This is a genomic window from Pseudothermotoga sp. (genome assembly GCA_025060105.1).
GTDB lineage: Bacteria > Thermotogota > Thermotogae > Thermotogales > DSM-5069 > Pseudothermotoga_A.
Genome location: JANXCS010000004.1, coordinates 135,870 through 155,159, shown reverse-complemented (window position 1 = coordinate 155,159; position 19,290 = coordinate 135,870). Strand labels below are relative to the sequence as shown.

The window sequence follows — 19,290 nt, the reverse complement described above, 5'->3', positions numbered from 1 at the left end:
AAACACATAGGAGGCTTGTACGATGCTGCAGGGAATTCTTCAGATGTTGCAGCAAACAGCTTTTTCACATTTCACAGTTGGAAACCTTTTGATGTTTGGAATAGCCACAGTTTTACTCTACGTAGCAGTGAAGAAAGATGCAGAGCCGCTGTTACTGGTACCGATATCTTTTGGGATCGTGCTGGCAAATATTCCTCCTCAGTTGACTGGCATCCTCGATGAGGGAGGACTGATCTGGTATCTGAAGCAAGGTATGAGCCTAGGCATATTCCCACCTTTGATATTTTTGGGAATAGGTGCCCTGACAGATTTCTCCTTCATGCTCTCTTATCCACTGACGATGTTTCTCGGTGGTGCTGCGCAGATAGGGATATTCACCGCTTTCATGATGGCGAGAGTCCTAGGTTTTACACCGAAGCAGTCAGCGACGATAGGCATCATAGGTGGAGCGGATGGTCCAACGACGATATACGTGGCGAGCCGTTTTTCACCCGAATTGCTTTCAGCGGTAGCCATAGCCGCATACTCTTACATTGCGTTGATACCAATTCTGCAACCACCTGTTTCAAAGCTCCTCACCACGAAGAAGGAGCGCATGATCAGAATGGGGCCACCGAGGAAGGTTTCAAAAGCAGAGAGGATAGTCTTTCCAATAATAGTCACCGTTGTCTCTGCAGCTCTAGTACCTCAATCACTACCTTTGGTAGGTATGTTGATGTTGGGTAATCTTCTCAGAGAAGTTGGAAACGTGAAGCGACTCGTTGAGGCTGCAAGCAGATTCATACTCGATACGGTGACGGTCATACTCATGCTGTGTGTTGGAGCTTCTGCGAGAGCTGACATGTTTCTCAAACCAGAAACTTTGAAGGTCTTCGGATTGGGTGCTTTCGCGTTCGTTTGTTCGCTTGCCGGTGGGATACTTTTCGCGAAGTTCATGAATCTTTTCTTGAAACATAAGATCAACCCATTGATAGGTGCCTCAGGTGTTTCCGCCGTACCGACATCTGCGAGGGTCGCTCAGAGACTCGCGAGTGAAGTGGATCCAACGAACTTCATACTGATGCACGCCATGAGTCCAAACGTCGCCGGTGTGGTTGGTTCGGCAGTTGCGGCGGGAGTCTTTCTGACTTTGCTCAAATGAGAGGAGGAAAGTTTGAATGAAGAAGCAGTACGATATACACATCAACTACGATTGGTGCAAGCGCTGTGGAATATGCTATGCGTTTTGTCCGACGGGGGCTCTTTCGAAAGGTGAGCTCCTCAGGCCGATTGTGAGTGATCGGAACAAATGCATCGGTTGTTTGATGTGTGAAAATTTGTGTCCAGATTTTGCCGTTGCAGTCAAACAACTCGAGACAGTTCAAGGGAGTGTCCAAAATGGGTGAACGCGTTCTGATGCAAGGAAACGAAGCTTGTGCTCTGGGTGCCATCAGGGCAGGTTGCCGTTTCTACGCAGGTTATCCCATAACACCTTCTTCTGAAATTGCGGAAGTGATGGCTCGTGAGTTACCGAAAGTTGGCGGTGTTTTCATACAAATGGAAGATGAAATTGCCAGCGCTGCTGCCATCATTGGTGCGTCGCTCGCTGGTGTGAAATCGATGACTGCAACCAGTGGTCCTGGTTTCAGTTTGATGCAAGAATCCATTGGCTACGCGATCATGACGGAAACACCGTGTGTTTTCGTCAACGTCATGAGGGGAGGACCATCCACAGGCCTTCCAACCCAGCCAGCTCAAGGGGACATCATGCAAGCACGTTGGGGTACACACGGTGATCACGAAATCATAGCCTTATACCCCTGGAGCGTCGGTGAAACGTACAAATTGATCATCACAGCATTCAACTATGCCGAAAAATATAGAACTCCCGTGATATTTCTCATGGACGAAGTCCTCGGGCACATGAGGGAAACTTTCGAGCTCCCTGATGACAAAGAAATAGTAATAATACCGAGATTGCGCGAGACAGAACTCGAAGAAGAAGAAATATACACACCATTTGCAGAAAAGGACTTCGCCGAGCCGACTCCTCTACCTCTGGTTGAGATGGGAAAAGCACGCTTCCACGTCTCAGGTTTAGTGCACGATGAGGCTGGCTTTCCTCAGTCGAGTTTTGAAGTGAGTGACAAGCTCGTCAGGAGGTTATCAAACAAAATCAAAATCCACGCAGACGAGATTGCTATGTACGAAGAATACATGACTGACGATGCTGAAATCTTGGTTGTTGCTTATGGGTCCGTGGCCAGAAGTGCGATCAGGGCAGTGAAGATAGCCAGACAGAGCAAGATAAAAGTCGGGATGTTTAGGCCGATAAGCATCTGGCCCGTGCCAGCAACGAGACTTAAAGAATTGTTGAGTAAAGCTGAAGCCGTACTTTTTGCAGAGATGAACCTCGGTCAATATGCCAAAGAAGTGCTCAGTTTAACCAAGAAAAACCTGAGGGTCAGACTCGTGACGAAAGTTGGAGGCGAATTGATAACACCCGAGGAAGTGTTGAACGGTATCAATGAACTCCATCTAGAACTGAAGGAGTTATGAAAGGAGCGAATATCGTATGGTGAATTTGACAGAGCTTCTTTCCATCGCTTTGAAAATCGAAGCGGAAGGGTATGTCTTTTATTCAAACATGGCAGAAAAACAGATTGACAAGAATACGAAACAACTGTTTCTGAATCTGGCGCAACAAGAGAGGGTACACCAAGAAATCTTCAAAGGATTGATCAACAACGTTTCTCACCGTGAATCGTCGATTGACAGTTGGGTTTCCGAAGAAGTGGCTGGATATCTCAAAAGTTATGCGAGTATGTCGGTGTTTCCAACGATGGAGCGCATGAAGCAAGTGAGTTTCAAAGAAGCGTTGAATCTAGCTGTAGAGGTTGAGAAGGACAGTATCATTTTTTATTCGGAACTCTTGCCATACGTTGGAAACGAGAAGGAAACTGTGAAAAAGATCATTTCGGAAGAGAAGCGCCATCTGATGGACTTACTCGCTCTGCAGTCTCAATGATTCCAAGCACTCTCGGTTTAAATTTCTTTCTGAAGCGCTTATCGTAAACTTTGAGAACAAAAAAGTACGCAGCGACGCTCAGAAGTCCCAGGAAAAATGCGGTTAATTCTTCGAATCTCCTCACAGTCAGAGCTGTTGTGACGATGAACAAGATCGTCGGGATCGTGTAGACGATGAAAGCCATTTTCGTTGCACTCACCGCAGGTGTCTCAACCAATACGATGTCACCCTCGTTCAATTCCAGGTCAGTTCTTTCAACTATCAAGCGCATCTTTTGTGTTTCACCAGTGCAAAACACGTTCGCTGGACATCTACCGCACATGGAGGTTCTATCCCTTTCCAAAACGATTCTGTCGTTGAATATCTTCCTCACCACCATCGTTTCACGCGCCAAGTTTTGTCATCCCCCTCTTTCTCTTCGATCTTTTTTTTGACAATTTTCAAAATCTCGTAGATGTTTGAGTAATTTGTCCTCTCCGACGCGTTGTCTCGGGAGAGAAACAACGCGTTGGCGATGAGAGTTTTTAAAGGAACGTACCGTCTCGCCCTAACTCTGCCGAGTAACCTCAACGTGAACGCCCTGAGTGGACCTGAAACGAGAAACATGATCTGCAGTCCATATATTGGAAAACTGCTTGGACCAAGATGAACGTTCGACAATAACTTTGCAGTTGCTCCGCCGATCAGAGCGCCAACGAGTCCTCCCACACCGCCGAAGGCGGAATAAGTTGCAAAGTATGCTGTTGACGAACTTTGGGCTACTTCCATGGGGAGTGTTAAAAAAGAGAGGTTTATCGCTGACCATCCAATACCAGTTACGATCGCGTCTGCTATCATCAGATATCTGTAAGTGAGGTTGTTCATGAAAAACCACATGGTTGGCAAAAAACTAACTATGAAGACACCAACCATCGCGATCGACTTATGACCGAGCTTATCGGAGAGTTTGCCCCACGCGAAGTAGAAGATCATGGCAACGATGCTGCTCAGTACACCAGTCATACCTATGTATGAGAACGGAACGTGCAAATTTTTCAGTAAATGATAACTGAAGAAAGGTGATGTGAAGGCGATCACCACGTTCCAGACGAAGTAAAAGGTACACAGCTTCATGAAATTCTTATCTTGGAAAACAAACCTGACTTCGGCCCTTGCCCCCGAGCTCTTCAGTTGAACTTCGGGAACTTTGAGCATCGACCAAAAGGAAATGAATGTGCCTAGCATACCAATGGCTATCGACAACTGATAACCTAAAGGATCTTTTAGCCAGTCTATCAGTAAAGAGTAGATATAGAAGAATATCAGAGAAGCCAGGGATATATAAACGTTTCTTTTACCAAAGAAATCTCCTCTCTCCGATTCTGAGATGAGGTCCCTCACTAACGATGTCCACGCGTTACCTGCGAGCGTTCCGAAGATCTGAGAGAGTGCGAAGATTAAAACGAAAATCGTGGGATTTCTTTCTTTAAAGGCTAGCAAGAGGATCAAAACGGCCCATGGGGTGCGTGCTGAGATGTTGAAAAAATTCACCAAAGCCCTGCGGCGCGGAAATTTTTCTACAACCATCGGTGAAAGGACTTGGAAAAGCTGTGCGATCATTGGAAATGATGCAGTCAAACCGATCAGAAATTCATCGAGATTGAAAGCGAGAGCCAAGCCAGTGAAAACAGCACCCTGTGTCAGTAGGGCATACAGTGTTGATCCAACGCCTTCCAAGTTGAGGTAGAACTTCATCCCTTAACCACGCCCAATGGGACGAGCCTTGCCACCTTTCTACTTATACCCACTTGATCGACGATTTCCACCACACGGTCCACGTCTTTGTAGGTTTCTGGAGCTTCTTCAACGAGTGTTTTCTTACCTTTGCTCATCACTTCAATGCCTTTTTCCTTCAACTCTCTCATGACTTGATCGTAACTCAGACTTCTCAACGCTGCTCGACGACCTACCATTCTTCCTGCGCCGTGTGCGGTACTACCGTAGGATATCTCCTCAGCCTTTTTCGTCCCAACCAGTACATAAGATGCGCTTCCCATGCTCCCAGGTATGAGTACAGGTTGTCCTGTGTTTTTGTACACATCGGGGAGCAAAGGATTGTTTGGGCCGAGCGACCTCGTTGCTCCCTTTCTATGAACGATCAATTTCTTACCATTGTACATCTCGACTTTCGCTATATTGTGTGCCACATCGTACAGGAGCCAAATCCTAGCCGTAGGAAAGATTTTCAAAAAGGCTGTTCGAACCATGTGACCTATCATCTGCCTGTTAGCGAAGGCATAATTTGCAGCACAGTTCATGGCGCTGAAATACTGCTGACCAACAGGATGGTCGAACGGAGCATTTATGAGTTGTTTGTCAGGTAGATCTTTGTTGTGTTGGGCCAGCTTGTCACGCATGATTTGTATGTAGTCCGTGGCGATCTGGTGACCGAACCCTCTGCTTCCACAGTGCACGGAGATGGCAACCTGATCTTCAAAAATCCCAAAGATTTCCGCGGCTTTCGAGTCGAATATCTTCTCAACTTTCTGTATCTCTATGAAGTGATTGCCCGCGCCGAGCGTGCTGAGTTCATCCAACCCACGTTCGATGGCTTTAGACGAAACATCTTCAGGATTTGCTGGAGAAAGTCTTCCAGAATCTTCTATTCTTTCGAGATCCTCTTTGAGCCCGTACCCGTTCTCAACGGCCCAATGGGCACCCTCGATGCAGACACGACGCAGTGTTTTCTCAGAGACCTTCACAGCTCCACTAGCACCGACGCCCACTGGTACAGCTTCATAGATCGTTTCGACCAATTTGCGTAAATGCGGTTTGACTTGTTCAAAACTCAAAGATGTGAGCATCAACCGAACACCACAATTTATATCGAAACCGATTCCACCTGGCGATATCACGCCGTTTTTTGCATCGAATACACCCACACCACCTATAGGAAAACCGTAACCCCAGTGTATGTCGGGCATCGCGAGTGCGGCAACTATGCCCGGCATGTGGGTGACATTCACGATCTGCTGTAGAGCTTCTTTGAATTCAGGATCGTTGATGGTTTCTGAATCTGTGAAAATGATGGCATCCACGTTTTTTCCTTTCACGCTGAAGATGTATCTGTCGATGCGCTTTACGTCCATGAAAACCACCTCGAGGGAAGATCGAGCAAAAAGGGAGGGAAAACCCTCCCCCTGGAGGCGACGGTGGGATTCGAACCCACGTATAGGGATTTTGCAGACCCCCGCCTTAACCGCTTGGCTACGTCGCCTTCCTTGCACATTATACCACAATGAACACGCGCGTTCAAGCTCGTGAACAGATGGTATGATTCTAATTGATGTGCAGAAGGAGGAGGTCTGAACGGTGAAGTGGGTCTATGTGGAAGAATTGAAAAAGCATATCGGTGAGACCGTCGAGTTGCGCGGTTGGGTGTGGAACATACGTTCCAGCGGAAAGATTCATTTTATTCAGTTCAGGGATGGTACAGGTTTTGTGCAAGTCATCGTTGAAAGTTCAACTGTGCCAAGCGATGTGTTCGAAAGTGCCGGCAAGCTTCGGATAGAATCTAGCGTCGTCGTGAGAGGAACGGTGAAAGAGGACAAAAGATCTCCCTTCGGTGTGGAAATACTCGCAACCGATGTTTTGCCAGTCCAGATACCTGAAGAACCTTACCCCATATCCAAGAAGGATCACGGCATAGACTTTCTCATGAGCTATAGGCACCTGTGGTTGCGATCTAGAAGACAATTTCATATTCTTCGCGTTCGTGATGCGATCATATGGGCGATAAGGAAGTTTTACAAAGAGAGAAACTTCGTCCTCATAGATACACCCATTTTCACAGGTTCAATAGGTGAGACGGCGGGAAATCTGTTCGAGTTGGACTACTTCGACTACGGTAAGGTCTATTTGACTCAAACTGGCCAGCTCTACTTGGAAGCGGCGTGCCTAGCCTTTGGTAAGGTTTATAACCTAGGTCCGACTTTCCGAGCCGAGAAATCAAAAACGAGGAGGCACTTGATAGAATTCTGGATGCACGAAGCGGAAGTAGCTTATTACGAGCATGAGGACAATTTGAGGTTGCAGGAAGAGTTGGTGTCTCACGTGGTGAAATACGTTCTCGAGAATGCCTCTGAGCATTTGCTGGCTCTGGGAAGAGATGTTTCCAAACTGGAGAAAGTGACACCACCTTTTGAGAGAATAACCTACGATGAGGCGATCAAGTTTCTACAGTCCAAGGGCGTTGATATCCAATGGGGAGACGACTTCGGTGGCGATGAGGAAACAATGATAGCTTCTCAATTTGAAAAGCCCGTGTTCGTCACGCATTATCCTAGGAAAGCAAAAGCGTTTTACATGCAGCCTGATCCCAACAGGCCAGAGGTGGTCTTGTGCGCGGATTTACTCGCACCGGAAGGTTATGGGGAAATCATTGGAGGTTCTCAAAGAATACATGATTACGATCTGTTGGTTGAGAGACTCCAAGAATTCAATTTGCCGATCGAGAAGTACCAATGGTACCTTGATCTGAGAAAGTGGGGAAGCGTTCCCCACAGTGGTTTTGGTCTTGGAATTGAACGTACGGTAGCGTGGATCTGTGGTTTGGAGCACATAAGGGAGGCTATCCCGTTCGCAAGAACGCTCTATAGGGTGTATCCGTGATGAAGGAAACTGAACCACTTCTCAGTCTGAGGCCAAACAACTTGGATGAATACGTTGGACAGGACGAGGTGAAAAGGAAGCTGAGGATAGCTTTACAAGCTGCAAAGATGCGTTCGGAGCCTTTGGATCACGTTTTGCTCGCGGGTCCTCCAGGACTCGGAAAGACAACGTTGGCACACGTGATAGCCAAAGAGATGAAGAAAAACATATACGTCACGAGTGGTCCCGTTATAGAGCGCGGGGGAGACATCGCCGCAATACTGTCGAGTTTAGAAGAAGGTGATGTGTTGTTCGTCGACGAGATTCACAGGATGAACAAAACAGCAGAAGAAGTCCTCTACTCTGCGTTGGAAGATTTCCAGGTGGATGTGATGATAGGTAAAGGACCGACGGCAAGATCCGTGAGGATCAAGCTCAAGCCCTTCACTTTGATAGGCGCAACCACTAGGAGTGGACTACTCAGTTCTCCTTTGAGGAACAGGTTTGGTATGATATTCGAACTCGATTTTTACAGCGTAGATGATCTGAGATTGATAATCGAGAGGGCCTGTGAGCGGCTCAACATACCTATCGACAAGAAAGCGGCCGAGCTCATCGCTCAGCGTTCGAGAGGAACACCACGTACCGCTCTGAGACTTTTAAAAAGAGTTAGAGATGTTGCAACCGTGCGTGGGGAAAAGAGGATAACTGAAACTGTCGTTTTGAAGACCATGGACATACTTGAGATAGATTCGCTCGGCCTCGATGAGATAGACCGAAAGATACTGCGAACGATCATTGAGATATACGATGGTGGACCGGTTGGTCTAGAGGCACTCGCGGCAACCTTGAACCTCGAGATCGACACGCTCAAAGAAGTTTACGAACCGTATCTGCTGCGTTCAGGATTGTTGGTGAGGACGCCTCGCGGTAGGATCGTCACAGATGTTGCATACCGTCACCTTGGTTATGGGAGCAAATTGAGAGGTGGTCTCTTCGATGGACTTGTTACGGAACCTTCAGAATGTGAAGGAAAAGATACATCGAGCCGCAGCCAGAGCGGGTCGTGACCCGGAATCTGTGAAGCTGATCGTAGTTGTGAAAGAAGCTAGTTTGGAGCAGGTAAAACTTTTGAGCGAGCTTGGTGTTACAGATCTTGCCGAAAATTATGCACAGCAATTGGTGAAAAAGTATGAAGTGGCACCGAACGCTGTCTGGCACTTCATCGGAAGGATTCAAACCAACAAAATCAAATACGTTGTACCAAGGTGTGAGTACATCCATTCTGTGTTCAGAGAGCAAGAGATGGCTGAAATAGACAGGATGGCATCAAAAGTGAATAAAATTCAAAAGGTTTTCATAGAGGTCAACGTGGCGGGTGAAAAAAGTAAAGCTGGAGTTGAGCCGGAAAGAATTCGTGATTTGCTGAATTCATCACAGAAATATAGGGCAATTGAAGTCGTCGGTTTGATGACCATGGCTCCGTTCGTCGAAGATGCACAACAAGTGCGCTGGGTGTTCAGAAAACTTCGAGAGTTGAGGGATGAACTATCGAAGGATTGGCCGAAGCTCGTACATCTTTCCATGGGTATGACCAACGATTACGAGGTGGCGATCGAAGAAGGTGCCACGATGGTTCGCATCGGTAGAGCAGTGTTGCAAGGAGGTTGATGCATGTTCGTGTTGTCGAACTTGTTGTACGCAGTGGCCAAAGTTTTACAGCTTTTCATATATGTTGAACTTCTCGCCGTGATCCTATCAACCATCCTGAGCTGGCTGACTCCTTTCAGATACTCAGCTTTCAGACAGTTCGTCGATAGCGTGGCAGATCTCGTGCTCAGACCGTTGCGAAAGTTATTGCCGTTAGTTGGACCAGTCGATGTATCGCCCATGATAGCCATCCTTGTGCTCGTTTTTCTTGAGAATTTTGTTGTTAGGACCCTTTTCGATTTGGCGGTGAGATTACGTTGAATTATAAATGCGTTATCGTGTACAAATCTGGAAGGGACAGAGAAGCAGTTGAACTTTACCAGCAAGTGAGACATAGATTGCACGTCGTCGATGTGCGTGAACTTTCTTGTAGGCCAATGAGTGAAGAGTGTGATTTTGCTTTGGTTGTGGGCGGAGATGGTACGGTTTTGAGAGCCGTGAAGTGTGTCTCTGTGCCGATAGTTGGTTTCAAGGCGGGAAGGATCGGTTTTTTGACCCCATACAAGATCGAGGAAGCCGAACGGTTCTTACACGATCTTGAGAGTGGAAGGATCGTTGCCGAAAGCAGATGGATGTTGAAAGTTACGGCGAATGGGAAAGAATTCGAAGCAGTCAACGATGCGATATTTCGTGCGAAGATTAAACCCATGAGTGAATTCAAGGTCTCCATAAATGGTTGCAGTGATCTGGTTTTCTTTGCCGACGGCATCTTGGTATCTACCCCGACGGGATCAACGGCATACAATCTTTCACTCGGCGGTGCCATCGTGATTCCAAGTTGCGACGTTGTTCAACTGATGCCAGTGGCCCCATATTATCTTCAAAATCGGAGCATAGTGGTACCTGGCGATAGAAAGATCCACATAGTGAGTCAGCTTGAATCTGAATTGATCGTCGATGGGGTGTATGCAGAAACTGGTACGGAAGTATTGGTTGAAAAATCGAGTAGGAGCTTTTCACTGCTTAGACCCGTTCATTACGACTTCTTCTCCGTGTTGAGGAGCAAGGTGGGTTACGGAAAGGGCGTGAGTGAACCTTGAAATGGTTATTGGAGCAGAAAATTGAAAGATACAAGAAAGCTTTGATGAAGATGGGTTGGTTCACTGAGAAGATGCTGATCCGCACGATCGAGTCAATGGAAACTAGGCAACCAGCTTTGGTCAGACAGGTGGTCGAAGACGACGATGTGCTGGATGCGATGGAAATCGAGCTCAGAGAGGAGGCAACGATTTTACTCGGGCTGTACACCCCCACAGGGTTCAACCTGAGGTTTTTGGTTGGTACGTTGGAAGTGGCCAACATCCTTGAAAAAATAGGTGACAGAGTGAGGAAAATGGCACAATTGCTTCTGAACTTTTACAGAGAACAGCCCGTGGGTGTCGATCCGAACATCGTGAGGATGGCGAAGAGTGTGGCTCTGTTGTTCAAAGAAACGTTGGGAGTCGTTGCGGACATGCGATCTGAGACAGCTTTTGAAGTGTGCATGAAAGATTCAGAGATAGATGAAATGTTTCAAGATATCAGATCAGAACTGGCAAGCTTGCTCAGAGAAAAACCGAACCAATCAGAACGCATCCTTTGCCTTCTAGAAATCGCTCAGAATTTGGAAGAAACGGCCGATCTATGCACGAACATCGTCGAATCCGTACTTTTCGCTGTTTCTGGCACAAACTACAAGTGTTTCAGAGACCAGATGAGACTGTTCAAAAGAGGGGAAGGTGTCCTTTTTGACGATACTGATTAAATATTTATTCAGACTCTCTTTGGGTCCTCTGTTGATAGGTCTTGGAGGTTTCATCGTCTTCGTCAGCGTGGAGATACTCTACCAATTGTCAGATTTGATCGTGAGGCACAGGGTGAGTTTCTTCGTGCTTCTCAGGATCTTATACTATTATCTACCTTACTTCACAGCCCTCGGTGTACCTGTTGGGATACTGCTCGCCGTGTTCTGGGTCCTTTCAAAGCTTTCCAGTGACAGAGAGTTGATGGCTATGCAGGTGCACGGCATCTCGTTGAAAGTGTTGATCGTTCCTTTTCTTCTTCTCGGTGTGATACTCAGCTGTGTAGCTTATCTTTTGAACGATAGGGTGGTACCGGAGTTCAACCAGAAGGCAGATCAAGTACTCTCAAAGTATGTTTACAGAAAGCCAGAAGTTTTCATCAGTGAGAACGTTCTGACCAAGGTGGACGATAATCAGTATTTTTATGTGAAAAAGTATGACAGGCAAAACGGCGTATTGGAGAACGTAGTTCTTTTCAGAAACGATCCTGCCGAAGAGGAAATAATCACGGCGCGTCGTGTCACCAAAGAAGGAAACAAATGGTTCATGTACGATGGACGCATGTACAAAGTGGATAAAGAAGGTTTTCTGAGGCTCGATGTGAATTTTTCGAAGGTGGAACTGGACCTCAAACAAGATATAGAGTCCATTTTGAGAACCGGTAAAACACCTAGAGACATGAAGAGTGAGGAACTGAGAGAGAGGATCAACACACTCAAGAAACTCGGTATAGATCCGGCCCCTTGGATAGTGGAACTCCACACTCGTTATTCGATCGCTCTCGGTCCGATCATAATAGCGCTCGTGGGGGTCCCATTATCTTTGATGTTCAATTTGAAGAGCAAATCTTGGGGTGTCATAATCACCTTCGTATTGGTCGTTCTCTATCAAGGTTCTGGTGCTTGGGTCAGCGCTATGGGGAAAGAAAGGCTCATGGATCCAGTGCTAGCGGCATGGTTGCCAAATCTGGGTTTTGGACTCGTAGGAGCTGTTTTATTCATTTTCCTCGATACACCTCTCAGCTATAGATTGAGAGAACTCTTAACGAGGTTTTTGGTGATATTCTTCGTGATCTTCCTCTTTTCACAGAGCCACGCAGCAACTATGCAACTCAAGGCTACCAATATGAGTTTCGAAAAGGGGAAAGTAATCGTTTCAGGTTCTGTAGAGGTTTCTTATGGAGACGTTGTGATCCAATGCTCAACGCTCACGATTTTTTTGAACGATTCGAACGAGGCCGAGAAGATTCTCGCTGAGGGTAACGTTTTGTACAGCAGGAAAGACACACAAATAAAGGCTCATCAACTTTACTACGTTTTTTCTGAAAAACTCGCGCTCGTCATACAACCAAGAGGTAAAACTCTCTTCACGGACGAAGAAAAAGTCAAGCATCAACTGTTCTTTGCTGCAAAGTCTTCCTACATGAAGGATGATTATGGAGAATTTCAAACGTCTTATTTGACCACGTGTGAACTTGAAGAACCTCATTACAGATTGCAGGCGACCAGCGTGGAGATAAAGGAGAACGACTATTTGGTTGCTCACAACGTGGTCCTATTCGTATTCAATGTTCCAACAGTTTATTTACCTGTCTACTTCGTTTCTTTGAGTGAGGGACCTCAACCGTTCTCAGTGAAGTTTGGTTACTCTAAAAACGAGGGATTCAACCTCGAAAGTGTTTACAACGTAACATACCCGAATGGGTCCGTCTCGGCGAGCGTTGGTTACAGAGAGAAGGGGGATAACGCTGGCAACTACTCTAAACTCGCGATGAATTACAAAAGGAATGAATGGGAACTGAGTATGAGCAGTTACACCTTGGAAAGACCTTCAGGCCTCGATTACGAACTGAATGGCGTGTTATCGATACCTTCTTTGTATTCAAAACTTAGAGCGTATTTCAGCGATGATAGATTCTCTTTCGAGCAAACTTTCAATCCTGCGAAAGATTTCGTGGTACAAAATTCCGTCAACAGAACGCGAACCTCGACCAGATGGATTTTACCGAGTGTATCGATAAAAAAATTCACCGTTTCGAAGGATCCTTTTTCGTTGACGATCAATTCTTTGCAGCACAATTCCTCGGTGAGTTATTCTGAAGGGAATTTATTCGATCATTTAGATGAGATCTACACCTTTGGCAGATACGACGTGGGGATGCAGTGGAAACTACCAGAGGTTTTCAAACAGTTCGATCTGTCCCTGAGTGGTAGTTATGAGTTGAGCGGGACCAGTATCACCCAGAATTATTCAAGGAACTATTTTCAACTCGATACGAATCTGCCTTTCAAAACGGCGTTGTTGCGCGGAGGATGGTTCGATCTTTCCTTCGATTCATCCCTCCGTGCTGGATTCTGGTTGGCTCACGGAAAAAATGCGGAATATCTTCTATCGCAACGGACTATAACGAACTTCACATTGAAACCTGTGGATTTCTTTTCTGTCTCCCTTGGCTATCAGAACAGGGCTTCGATGAACAACATTCTGTACGCTGGTTTCTCTGATTTCTCCGATCTTTCCAAAACCACTTTTTCTACAACTTTGAAAATACCAACGAGCAGCGTGGAATTCTCGACAGGTTACGATCTGATTCAGTACAAATGGGATGATCTTTTGATCAAGACCAACAGCACGTTCGACATTTTTTCTTTCCGTTGGACCGTCTACACCGAAACAGTTTACCAGATTGAACAAGAAAAGTTCCACAAAACGGATTGGAAGATAAATTTGGGTTACGGTTCATTCAACCATGAGACCAGCTTCACATACAGATACGACAAGACACCACACGTAGACATCTTAGAAAACAAGCTGAGCGTGAGGGGGCAAAACTTTCTTTTCATGAGCAGGCCGGATCTGGCTGTGAATTACACTTTGAATGTGCAACCTTTAAGTCTTTTGACCGTACAAGCGAAGGGTTCTTTCTACACTGGCTCGGCCAGGCATAGCTTTTCCATGGCGTACACCCAGAGTTCTTACAGATTGAGAGCTTCCTACGAACTTTCGAGCTTCGATCCGAGCATCCAGGTTTCCTTTTCAGGCACGTTGAAGCCGTTCTCAGTCAATTCTCTCGAATTGACATTGTCCAAAGATTTACACTGTTGGGGTCTGGTCTTCGAGACGAGTTTTTCAACGATTGGTAAATTCAGCCTCGAAAAATTGTCGTTCAAATTTTTCATAAAGGAGTTTCCCAAAAAGAGTTTTTCGTTCGATCCGATCACGGGTTCTGTGGGAGCGGATATATTCTGATGGCGGTGATGTGAATGAAAATAGATTACTTTCAAGAGTTGGATGAAGAACAAAGAGTGGCCGTCCTCGAATCGGAAGGTAGATCTCTGGTCATAGCAGGACCAGGTTCTGGCAAAACCCGCGTCATCACATACAAACTGCTACATTTGCTCAGCATTGGTGTTGAGCCTTCGCAGATATTGCTGGTGACTTTCACGCGTGCTGCCGCGAACGAGATGATAGAACGTGCGAAACGCGTCACCGGATCGGACCTTGAAAACCTCACGGCTGGTACGTTCCACCACGTTTGTAATCTCATGCTGAGAAAGTATGCCAATCGGTTGGGATTCTCAGCCAATTTCACCATCCTCGATGAGGAAGATTCACTCAGTTTGATCAAACACGTCAGAACAAAAGTGATCGATAAGATATTCTCCGAGGAAAAGCAAAAGCATTTCCCGGCTCCAACGATCATTCAGAAGATCTTTTCCTACAGTGCGAACACGCTATCTTCGTTGAGGGAAACTCTATTGGAACTTTATCCTAAGCACATCGAGTTCGAGAGTGTGATCGAAGAGATTCACAAAGAGTACGCACTTGAAAAACGCTCTCAAAACTGCATGGACTACGATGATCTACTGACTCTGACAGTCTTTCTCCTCGAACACGATTCACAAGTTAGATACAGGGAGGCTTCGAAGTATAAATGGATATTGGTAGATGAATTTCAAGACACGAACATACTTCAGCTGAAACTCGTCGATCTTCTGTCGAGCGTTCATGGTAATGCCTTCGTGGTGGCTGACGATGCGCAGAGTATTTACTCTTTCAGAGGTGCACGGTTTGAGAACGTGAAAGATTTCGCTCACTCCAACGCCAAGATATTCAAGATACAGACGAATTATAGAAGTACTGAAGCGATAGTTGAATTCATCAACGCTATGATCCCGCGTTCGAGTGTGCCGAAGTTGCTCCGTTCAGTCAAACCCAACGGGATCAAACCGAAAGTGGTCAACACTTGGGACAAAGTGAGTGAAGCAAGCTTCGTGGCGAAAGAGATATTGAGGTTGCTCGAGTTCGGCTACGATCCGAATCAAATCGGTGTTTTGTACAGGAGCCATTCGCATTCTTTCGAATTGCAGTTGGAGCTCAGTAAGCACCAGATAGATTTTCGAATCCTTTCGGGATTGAGGTTCACAGAGACGGCACATGTGAAAGACGTTCTGGCTTTTCTAAGATTGGTTCAAAATCCAAGGGAAAAGATCTCTTGGATCAGAGTGGCTCGGTTGTTCCCCGGAATAGGTGTGAAAACGGCATCGGCCTTCGCCGACCATGCTTCTTCAATTGGTTCGATCGAATTTGAAGATATCTTTGACAGTTTTCCAAACAAGCGTCCCTCCCTGTTAAAGCTTGAAGAGGTTCTCCTGAACGTGGCTCGGCAAGACAGCGTTTCTGAGAAGATAGAATATCTGTACGAATCTTTCTACCGTGAATATTTGGAGAACAGTTACCATGACTACGTTGAAAGAAAAGCGGATGTGCAGAAGTTGATAGAGATAGCCGAGCGTTACAAATCTTTAGAAAGGTTCCTATCTGACCTCGCCATCAGTGAGGATGTGACCCGAGAAACTGGGGGAAGAAAGGTGACGCTCACAACGGTTCATCAAGCGAAAGGATTGGAATGGGATGTAGTTTTCATACTGAGTGTGAATCCAGGTGACTTCCCGAGCTACTACGCCATCACCGATGGAAAGTTGGATGAAGAAGAAAGAATCTTTTACGTCGCGATAACGCGCGCCAAAGAGTTACTCTACATAATGCGTCAAGAATCCACGAAACCTAGCTATTTTTACTGGATGAAGATGTCCGATTTCATTGAGAGAATTCCTAAACATCTCGTTGAATGGATTGATGTTGATTGAGGGTGTGGTATCGCCATGGTACTGCGTTTTGGTGGAAAAAACCTGCTGTTTTTTAAAGATTTCGACCTCGAGTTCAGCGAAGGTTTAAATGTCATAACTGGTGAAACTGGGGCGGGAAAGTCGATTCTCTTGAGAGGTTTACAGGCTTTACTTGGAAAGAAAGTCGAGTTTCTCCTCGGTGAGGACACGTGGTTGGAAGCGCTCATTTTGGTGAAGAGTGTGGATGAAGAACTCAGAGAAATCGGTATAAAGGAAGGCGAACATGTTGTGAGTTTGAGTTCTGGTAAAAGATGGATCTATCGTATAGATGGCAAAATGTATCCTCAGGCCGTCGTAGAAAGACTTTTTGAAGATTCAATTCATTTTCATCAGCAAAATTCTCATGTGAACTTGTTGAAGAAGCGTCACCAGCTGTCACTCTTAGATAGATTCTGTGATAACGATCGACTGCTGAATGAATACAAAGGTGCGTACCAAAGGATGCAAGAGTTGCTCAATTTAATAGAAGGATTCTCAGATAGAAATATAGATCAGGAGATCGAAGAATTGGATAGACAGCTTCTTTTCTTTGAAAAATACAAGCCAAACGAGGAGGAGGAAAGGTCTCTCAAAGAAAGGTTTGAGAGGATCAGCAAGGCTAAGCAACTCACATCCTTTTTGGAAGAAATATCTGAAACTCTGAACGATGACATCTTGGCGAGGCTCTGGAGGCTGGTCATCTCGGCAGAGAAAATGTCGACGTTGCTCCCACAAGGTTTATCGGAGTTGTTGAGGAGCATAGTCGAAAATTCGAATGAAGTTAAGCGAATGATCCATAAATTCGTTGAGGAAATTCAAATTGAAGATGCCAGCGAAATAGAGGCAAGGCTTGCGATTTACAACGAGCTCAGGAGACGCTTCGGCCCAGATTGGGAAAACATCAAGAAAAACTGGATGAAGTTGGAGCAAGAAAGAAAGGAACTGCTCGAAAAAAGGCAACAACTCTACCTAGCCAATAAAGAACTCGTCTCGATACAGCGAATCTGTTGGGATCTAGCGCAACGTTTGCATGAACGTAGGATCGAAAGGGCCGTCGAATTTGAAAGAGAAGTGCAAAAGCATCTCAAGGAACTAGCTATGAATGTGGATTTTCTCGTAAAAATTGGAAAGTTCGATCATCTAACGCCGAGCGGTATCAGCGATGTTGAGTTCGTCATCAAACTCGAAGGAGGAGAACTGAGGAGCTTGAGAGATGTTCTGTCCGGAGGAGAACTCTCACGCATGGTGCTCGCTGTACAGTTGGTCATCACTGGTCATGCTGGTGGCGCATTCGTGTTCGATGAGATAGACAGCGGTATAGGGGGTATCACTGGAAACGTGCTTGGAGAGAAACTCAAATCTTTGTCGAATCGAGCGCAAGTGATCGTTGTGACCCATCTGCCACAGGTGGCCAGACATGCCGATAGACATTTTTTCGTGGAAAAAGACGGAACTGACAGCATGAACGTCAGACAACTCAGTTCTAAGGAGAGGAAAGATGAGTTGCTACGTATGATCGGTGGTAAAGACGTGTGGGGGGATGTCGTTTGATCCTATTTGGAACTGGTGGTGTGAGGGGCATCATGCGGAAGGGCGAGTTCGATGAAAATCTCGTCATGACTGTTTCGCAGGCAGTTGCAACTTGGATGCATGAGGAAGGTCTAAACGGTGTCGTCATCGCGTACGATACGAGGAAGAACTCCGATGTGTTTGCAAAGTTGGCTGCCAAAACTTTTGCTGATAGTGGTATAGACGCTTTTATCTTTGAAGAACCTGTACCGACGCCTCTGCTCTCTTTCGCCGTGAGAGAGATGAACGCGGGGGTTGGTGTCGTCATCACAGCCAGCCACAATCCACCAGAGTACAACGGTTACAAAGTCTATACGAGTGACGGGGTACAAGCCGTGCCTCGATACACAGAGAAGATCGCATCCATGATGGGGAAGAGTTGTCATACAGGCAGAATAGGTACAGTGAATCCAGTTCCAAAAGAGATCGAGAAGAAGTACATCGAAGGACTCATAGAGTTGGTGGGAGGCTATGTGGATTCTCCAAAGAAGATTGTTTACTCACCGCTTCAAGGAACCGGAGCCCGCTTTGTGCCGATGGTGTTGAGGCGACTCGGTTTCGAAGTATTCTGCGTTGAAAACCAGATGGGATTCGATCCGAACTTTTCCAAGGTGTCATCTTTAAACCCCGAGTACGATGAGGCTTTTGATGATGTTAAAAAACTCTGTAGGAAAGAAAACGTTCGATTCGGTATCGCAACCGATCCGGATTGTGACAGGGTCGGATTGGTTGTGGATGGAAGGAAGCTGACGGGAAACCAAGTTGGAGTTTTGTTGACACAGTTGTTGAGACACAGAGCACCCCGAGGGAGTTGTCTGATCAAAACGATAGTCACTACGGATATGGTGGTCCCCATGTGTGAGAAAATGGGTTTGAGAGTTTTTGAAACACCCACTGGATTCAAATACATCGGTCACCTGATAGAGAATGAGTTGAGAGAGCTCAATTTGGATTACTTTTTCGCGTTCGAAGAAAGTTGTGGTTATCTCACTGGACACCTCGTGAGAGACAAAGACGGTGTTTTGGGTTCAGCGTTGATAGCAGCCCTTTGCTCCAAACATGATCCTCTAGAACTTTTGAAATCCTTGTATGAAACGTACGGCTACCATGGGGAAAAATTGGTATCCATCCCATTTGAATCCGTGATTCACGCATCGAAAAAATACGAAGAACTCAAACTCCATCCACCACAAAAACTCGCTGGTTATCCTGTGATCAACGTTCGTGATTATGAGAATGATCCGAAGATGCCGAGCGAAACACTCCTGATCGAACTGAATGGAGTAAAGATTTATGTGAGGCCATCCGGTACAGAACCGAAGCTCAAGATCTACATCAAAGTGGTTGGATCGAGCGAGAAAGAGATTGAATCACGTTTGTGCTCGATCGAAAGGGTCGTGAGACAAATATGAGTGTACTTTTGAAA

The 19,290-nt window shown here is 46.0% G+C and carries 17 protein-coding genes and 1 tRNA gene; 14 read left to right on the top strand and 4 right to left on the bottom strand.

Annotated features, from left to right (window positions below):
* Positions 1–22 precede the first annotated feature (22 nt).
* Genes NZ875_05495 through NZ875_05480 form a run of 4 tightly spaced genes read left to right on the top strand, consistent with a single transcriptional unit; the run spans position 23 to position 3,007 of the window.
* On the top strand, positions 23–1,141 hold the full coding sequence (locus NZ875_05495) for a sodium ion-translocating decarboxylase subunit beta (GenBank protein ID MCS7175191.1): 1,119 nt from the start codon (positions 23–25) through the stop codon (positions 1,139–1,141).
* 16 nt (positions 1,142–1,157) lie between these two features.
* A complete protein-coding gene (locus NZ875_05490) occupies positions 1,158–1,385 on the top strand; it encodes a 4Fe-4S binding protein (GenBank protein ID MCS7175190.1) in 228 nt (75 codons plus the stop codon).
* The gene (locus NZ875_05485) at positions 1,378–2,538 is read left to right on the top strand and encodes a 2-oxoacid:acceptor oxidoreductase subunit alpha (GenBank protein ID MCS7175189.1); all 1,161 of its coding nucleotides are present in this window, start codon (positions 1,378–1,380) and stop codon (positions 2,536–2,538) included. The genes NZ875_05490 and NZ875_05485 overlap by 8 nt, the downstream gene beginning before the upstream one ends.
* A gap of 16 nt (positions 2,539–2,554) precedes the next feature.
* Entirely contained in the window at positions 2,555–3,007 is a 453-nt protein-coding gene (locus NZ875_05480; protein MCS7175188.1) for a rubrerythrin, read from the top strand.
* Here NZ875_05480 and NZ875_05475 read toward each other — a convergent pair.
* The 4 genes from NZ875_05475 to NZ875_05460 form a co-directional block, all read right to left on the bottom strand.
* Complete coding sequence (locus NZ875_05475) at positions 2,952–3,401, bottom strand: SoxR reducing system RseC family protein (protein MCS7175187.1); 450 nt, start codon at positions 3,399–3,401, stop codon at positions 2,952–2,954. The genes NZ875_05480 and NZ875_05475 overlap by 56 nt on opposite strands.
* A complete protein-coding gene (locus tag NZ875_05470; protein ID MCS7175186.1) occupies positions 3,377–4,741 on the bottom strand; it encodes an MFS transporter in 1,365 nt (454 codons plus the stop codon). Before NZ875_05470 ends, NZ875_05475 begins: the two co-directional genes overlap by 25 nt.
* On the bottom strand, positions 4,738–6,135 hold the full coding sequence (locus NZ875_05465) for an RtcB family protein (GenBank protein ID MCS7175185.1): 1,398 nt from the start codon (positions 6,133–6,135) through the stop codon (positions 4,738–4,740). Before NZ875_05465 ends, NZ875_05470 begins: the two co-directional genes overlap by 4 nt.
* 52 nt (positions 6,136–6,187) lie before the next feature.
* Positions 6,188–6,263, bottom strand: a tRNA-Cys gene (locus NZ875_05460).
* A gap of 95 nt (positions 6,264–6,358) precedes the next feature.
* Between NZ875_05460 and asnS the strand changes: the two genes are divergently transcribed.
* Genes asnS through NZ875_05410 form a run of 10 tightly spaced genes read left to right on the top strand, consistent with a single transcriptional unit; the run spans position 6,359 to position 19,276 of the window.
* Positions 6,359–7,657 (top strand): asparagine--tRNA ligase, encoded by a 1,299-nt coding sequence (gene asnS, locus NZ875_05455; protein MCS7175184.1) that lies wholly within the window; start codon positions 6,359–6,361, stop codon positions 7,655–7,657.
* Entirely contained in the window at positions 7,657–8,706 is a 1,050-nt protein-coding gene (gene ruvB / locus NZ875_05450) for a Holliday junction branch migration DNA helicase RuvB (protein MCS7175183.1), read from the top strand. The genes asnS and ruvB overlap by 1 nt, the downstream gene beginning before the upstream one ends.
* The gene (locus tag NZ875_05445) at positions 8,636–9,307 is read left to right on the top strand and encodes a YggS family pyridoxal phosphate-dependent enzyme (GenBank protein MCS7175182.1); all 672 of its coding nucleotides are present in this window, start codon (positions 8,636–8,638) and stop codon (positions 9,305–9,307) included. The genes ruvB and NZ875_05445 overlap by 71 nt, the downstream gene beginning before the upstream one ends.
* 3 nt (positions 9,308–9,310) lie before the next feature.
* Complete coding sequence (locus NZ875_05440) at positions 9,311–9,607, top strand: YggT family protein (GenBank protein ID MCS7175181.1); 297 nt, start codon at positions 9,311–9,313, stop codon at positions 9,605–9,607.
* Positions 9,604–10,386 carry an NAD(+) kinase gene (locus tag NZ875_05435; GenBank protein MCS7175180.1) on the top strand — a complete coding sequence of 261 codons (783 nt, stop codon included), beginning with the start codon at positions 9,604–9,606 and terminating at the stop codon, positions 10,384–10,386. The genes NZ875_05440 and NZ875_05435 overlap by 4 nt, the downstream gene beginning before the upstream one ends.
* Entirely contained in the window at positions 10,383–11,090 is a 708-nt protein-coding gene (gene phoU / locus NZ875_05430) for a phosphate signaling complex protein PhoU (protein ID MCS7175179.1), read from the top strand. The genes NZ875_05435 and phoU overlap by 4 nt, the downstream gene beginning before the upstream one ends.
* A complete protein-coding gene (locus NZ875_05425) occupies positions 11,074–14,376 on the top strand; it encodes an LptF/LptG family permease (GenBank protein MCS7175178.1) in 3,303 nt (1,100 codons plus the stop codon). Before phoU ends, NZ875_05425 begins: the two co-directional genes overlap by 17 nt.
* A gap of 14 nt (positions 14,377–14,390) precedes the next feature.
* Entirely contained in the window at positions 14,391–16,277 is a 1,887-nt protein-coding gene (locus NZ875_05420) for an ATP-dependent helicase (GenBank protein MCS7175177.1), read from the top strand.
* 15 nt (positions 16,278–16,292) lie between these two features.
* Positions 16,293–17,846 (top strand): AAA family ATPase, encoded by a 1,554-nt coding sequence (locus tag NZ875_05415; protein ID MCS7175176.1) that lies wholly within the window; start codon positions 16,293–16,295, stop codon positions 17,844–17,846.
* Complete coding sequence (locus tag NZ875_05410) at positions 17,843–19,276, top strand: phospho-sugar mutase (GenBank protein ID MCS7175175.1); 1,434 nt, start codon at positions 17,843–17,845, stop codon at positions 19,274–19,276. The genes NZ875_05415 and NZ875_05410 overlap by 4 nt, the downstream gene beginning before the upstream one ends.
* Positions 19,277–19,290: the final 14 nt, after the last annotated feature.

What these genes read in the sequence shown, in the direction of transcription:
- NZ875_05495 (MCS7175191.1), top strand. Translation starts at nt 23, where the DNA reads ATGCTGCAGGGAATTCTTCAGATGTTGCAGCAAACAGCTTTTTCACAT.
- NZ875_05490 (MCS7175190.1), top strand. Translation starts at nt 1,158, where the DNA reads ATGAAGAAGCAGTACGATATACACATCAACTACGATTGGTGCAAGCGC.
- NZ875_05485 (MCS7175189.1), top strand. Translation starts at nt 1,378, where the DNA reads ATGGGTGAACGCGTTCTGATGCAAGGAAACGAAGCTTGTGCTCTGGGT.
- NZ875_05480 (MCS7175188.1), top strand. Translation starts at nt 2,555, where the DNA reads ATGGTGAATTTGACAGAGCTTCTTTCCATCGCTTTGAAAATCGAAGCG.
- NZ875_05470 (MCS7175186.1), bottom strand. Translation starts at nt 4,741, where the DNA reads ATGAAGTTCTACCTCAACTTGGAAGGCGTTGGATCAACACTGTATGCC.
- NZ875_05465 (MCS7175185.1), bottom strand. Translation starts at nt 6,135, where the DNA reads ATGGACGTAAAGCGCATCGACAGATACATCTTCAGCGTGAAAGGAAAA.
- ruvB (MCS7175183.1), top strand. Translation starts at nt 7,657, where the DNA reads ATGAAGGAAACTGAACCACTTCTCAGTCTGAGGCCAAACAACTTGGAT.
- NZ875_05445 (MCS7175182.1), top strand. Translation starts at nt 8,636, where the DNA reads ATGGACTTGTTACGGAACCTTCAGAATGTGAAGGAAAAGATACATCGA.
- NZ875_05440 (MCS7175181.1), top strand. Translation starts at nt 9,311, where the DNA reads ATGTTCGTGTTGTCGAACTTGTTGTACGCAGTGGCCAAAGTTTTACAG.
- NZ875_05420 (MCS7175177.1), top strand. Translation starts at nt 14,391, where the DNA reads ATGAAAATAGATTACTTTCAAGAGTTGGATGAAGAACAAAGAGTGGCC.
- NZ875_05415 (MCS7175176.1), top strand. Translation starts at nt 16,293, where the DNA reads ATGGTACTGCGTTTTGGTGGAAAAAACCTGCTGTTTTTTAAAGATTTC.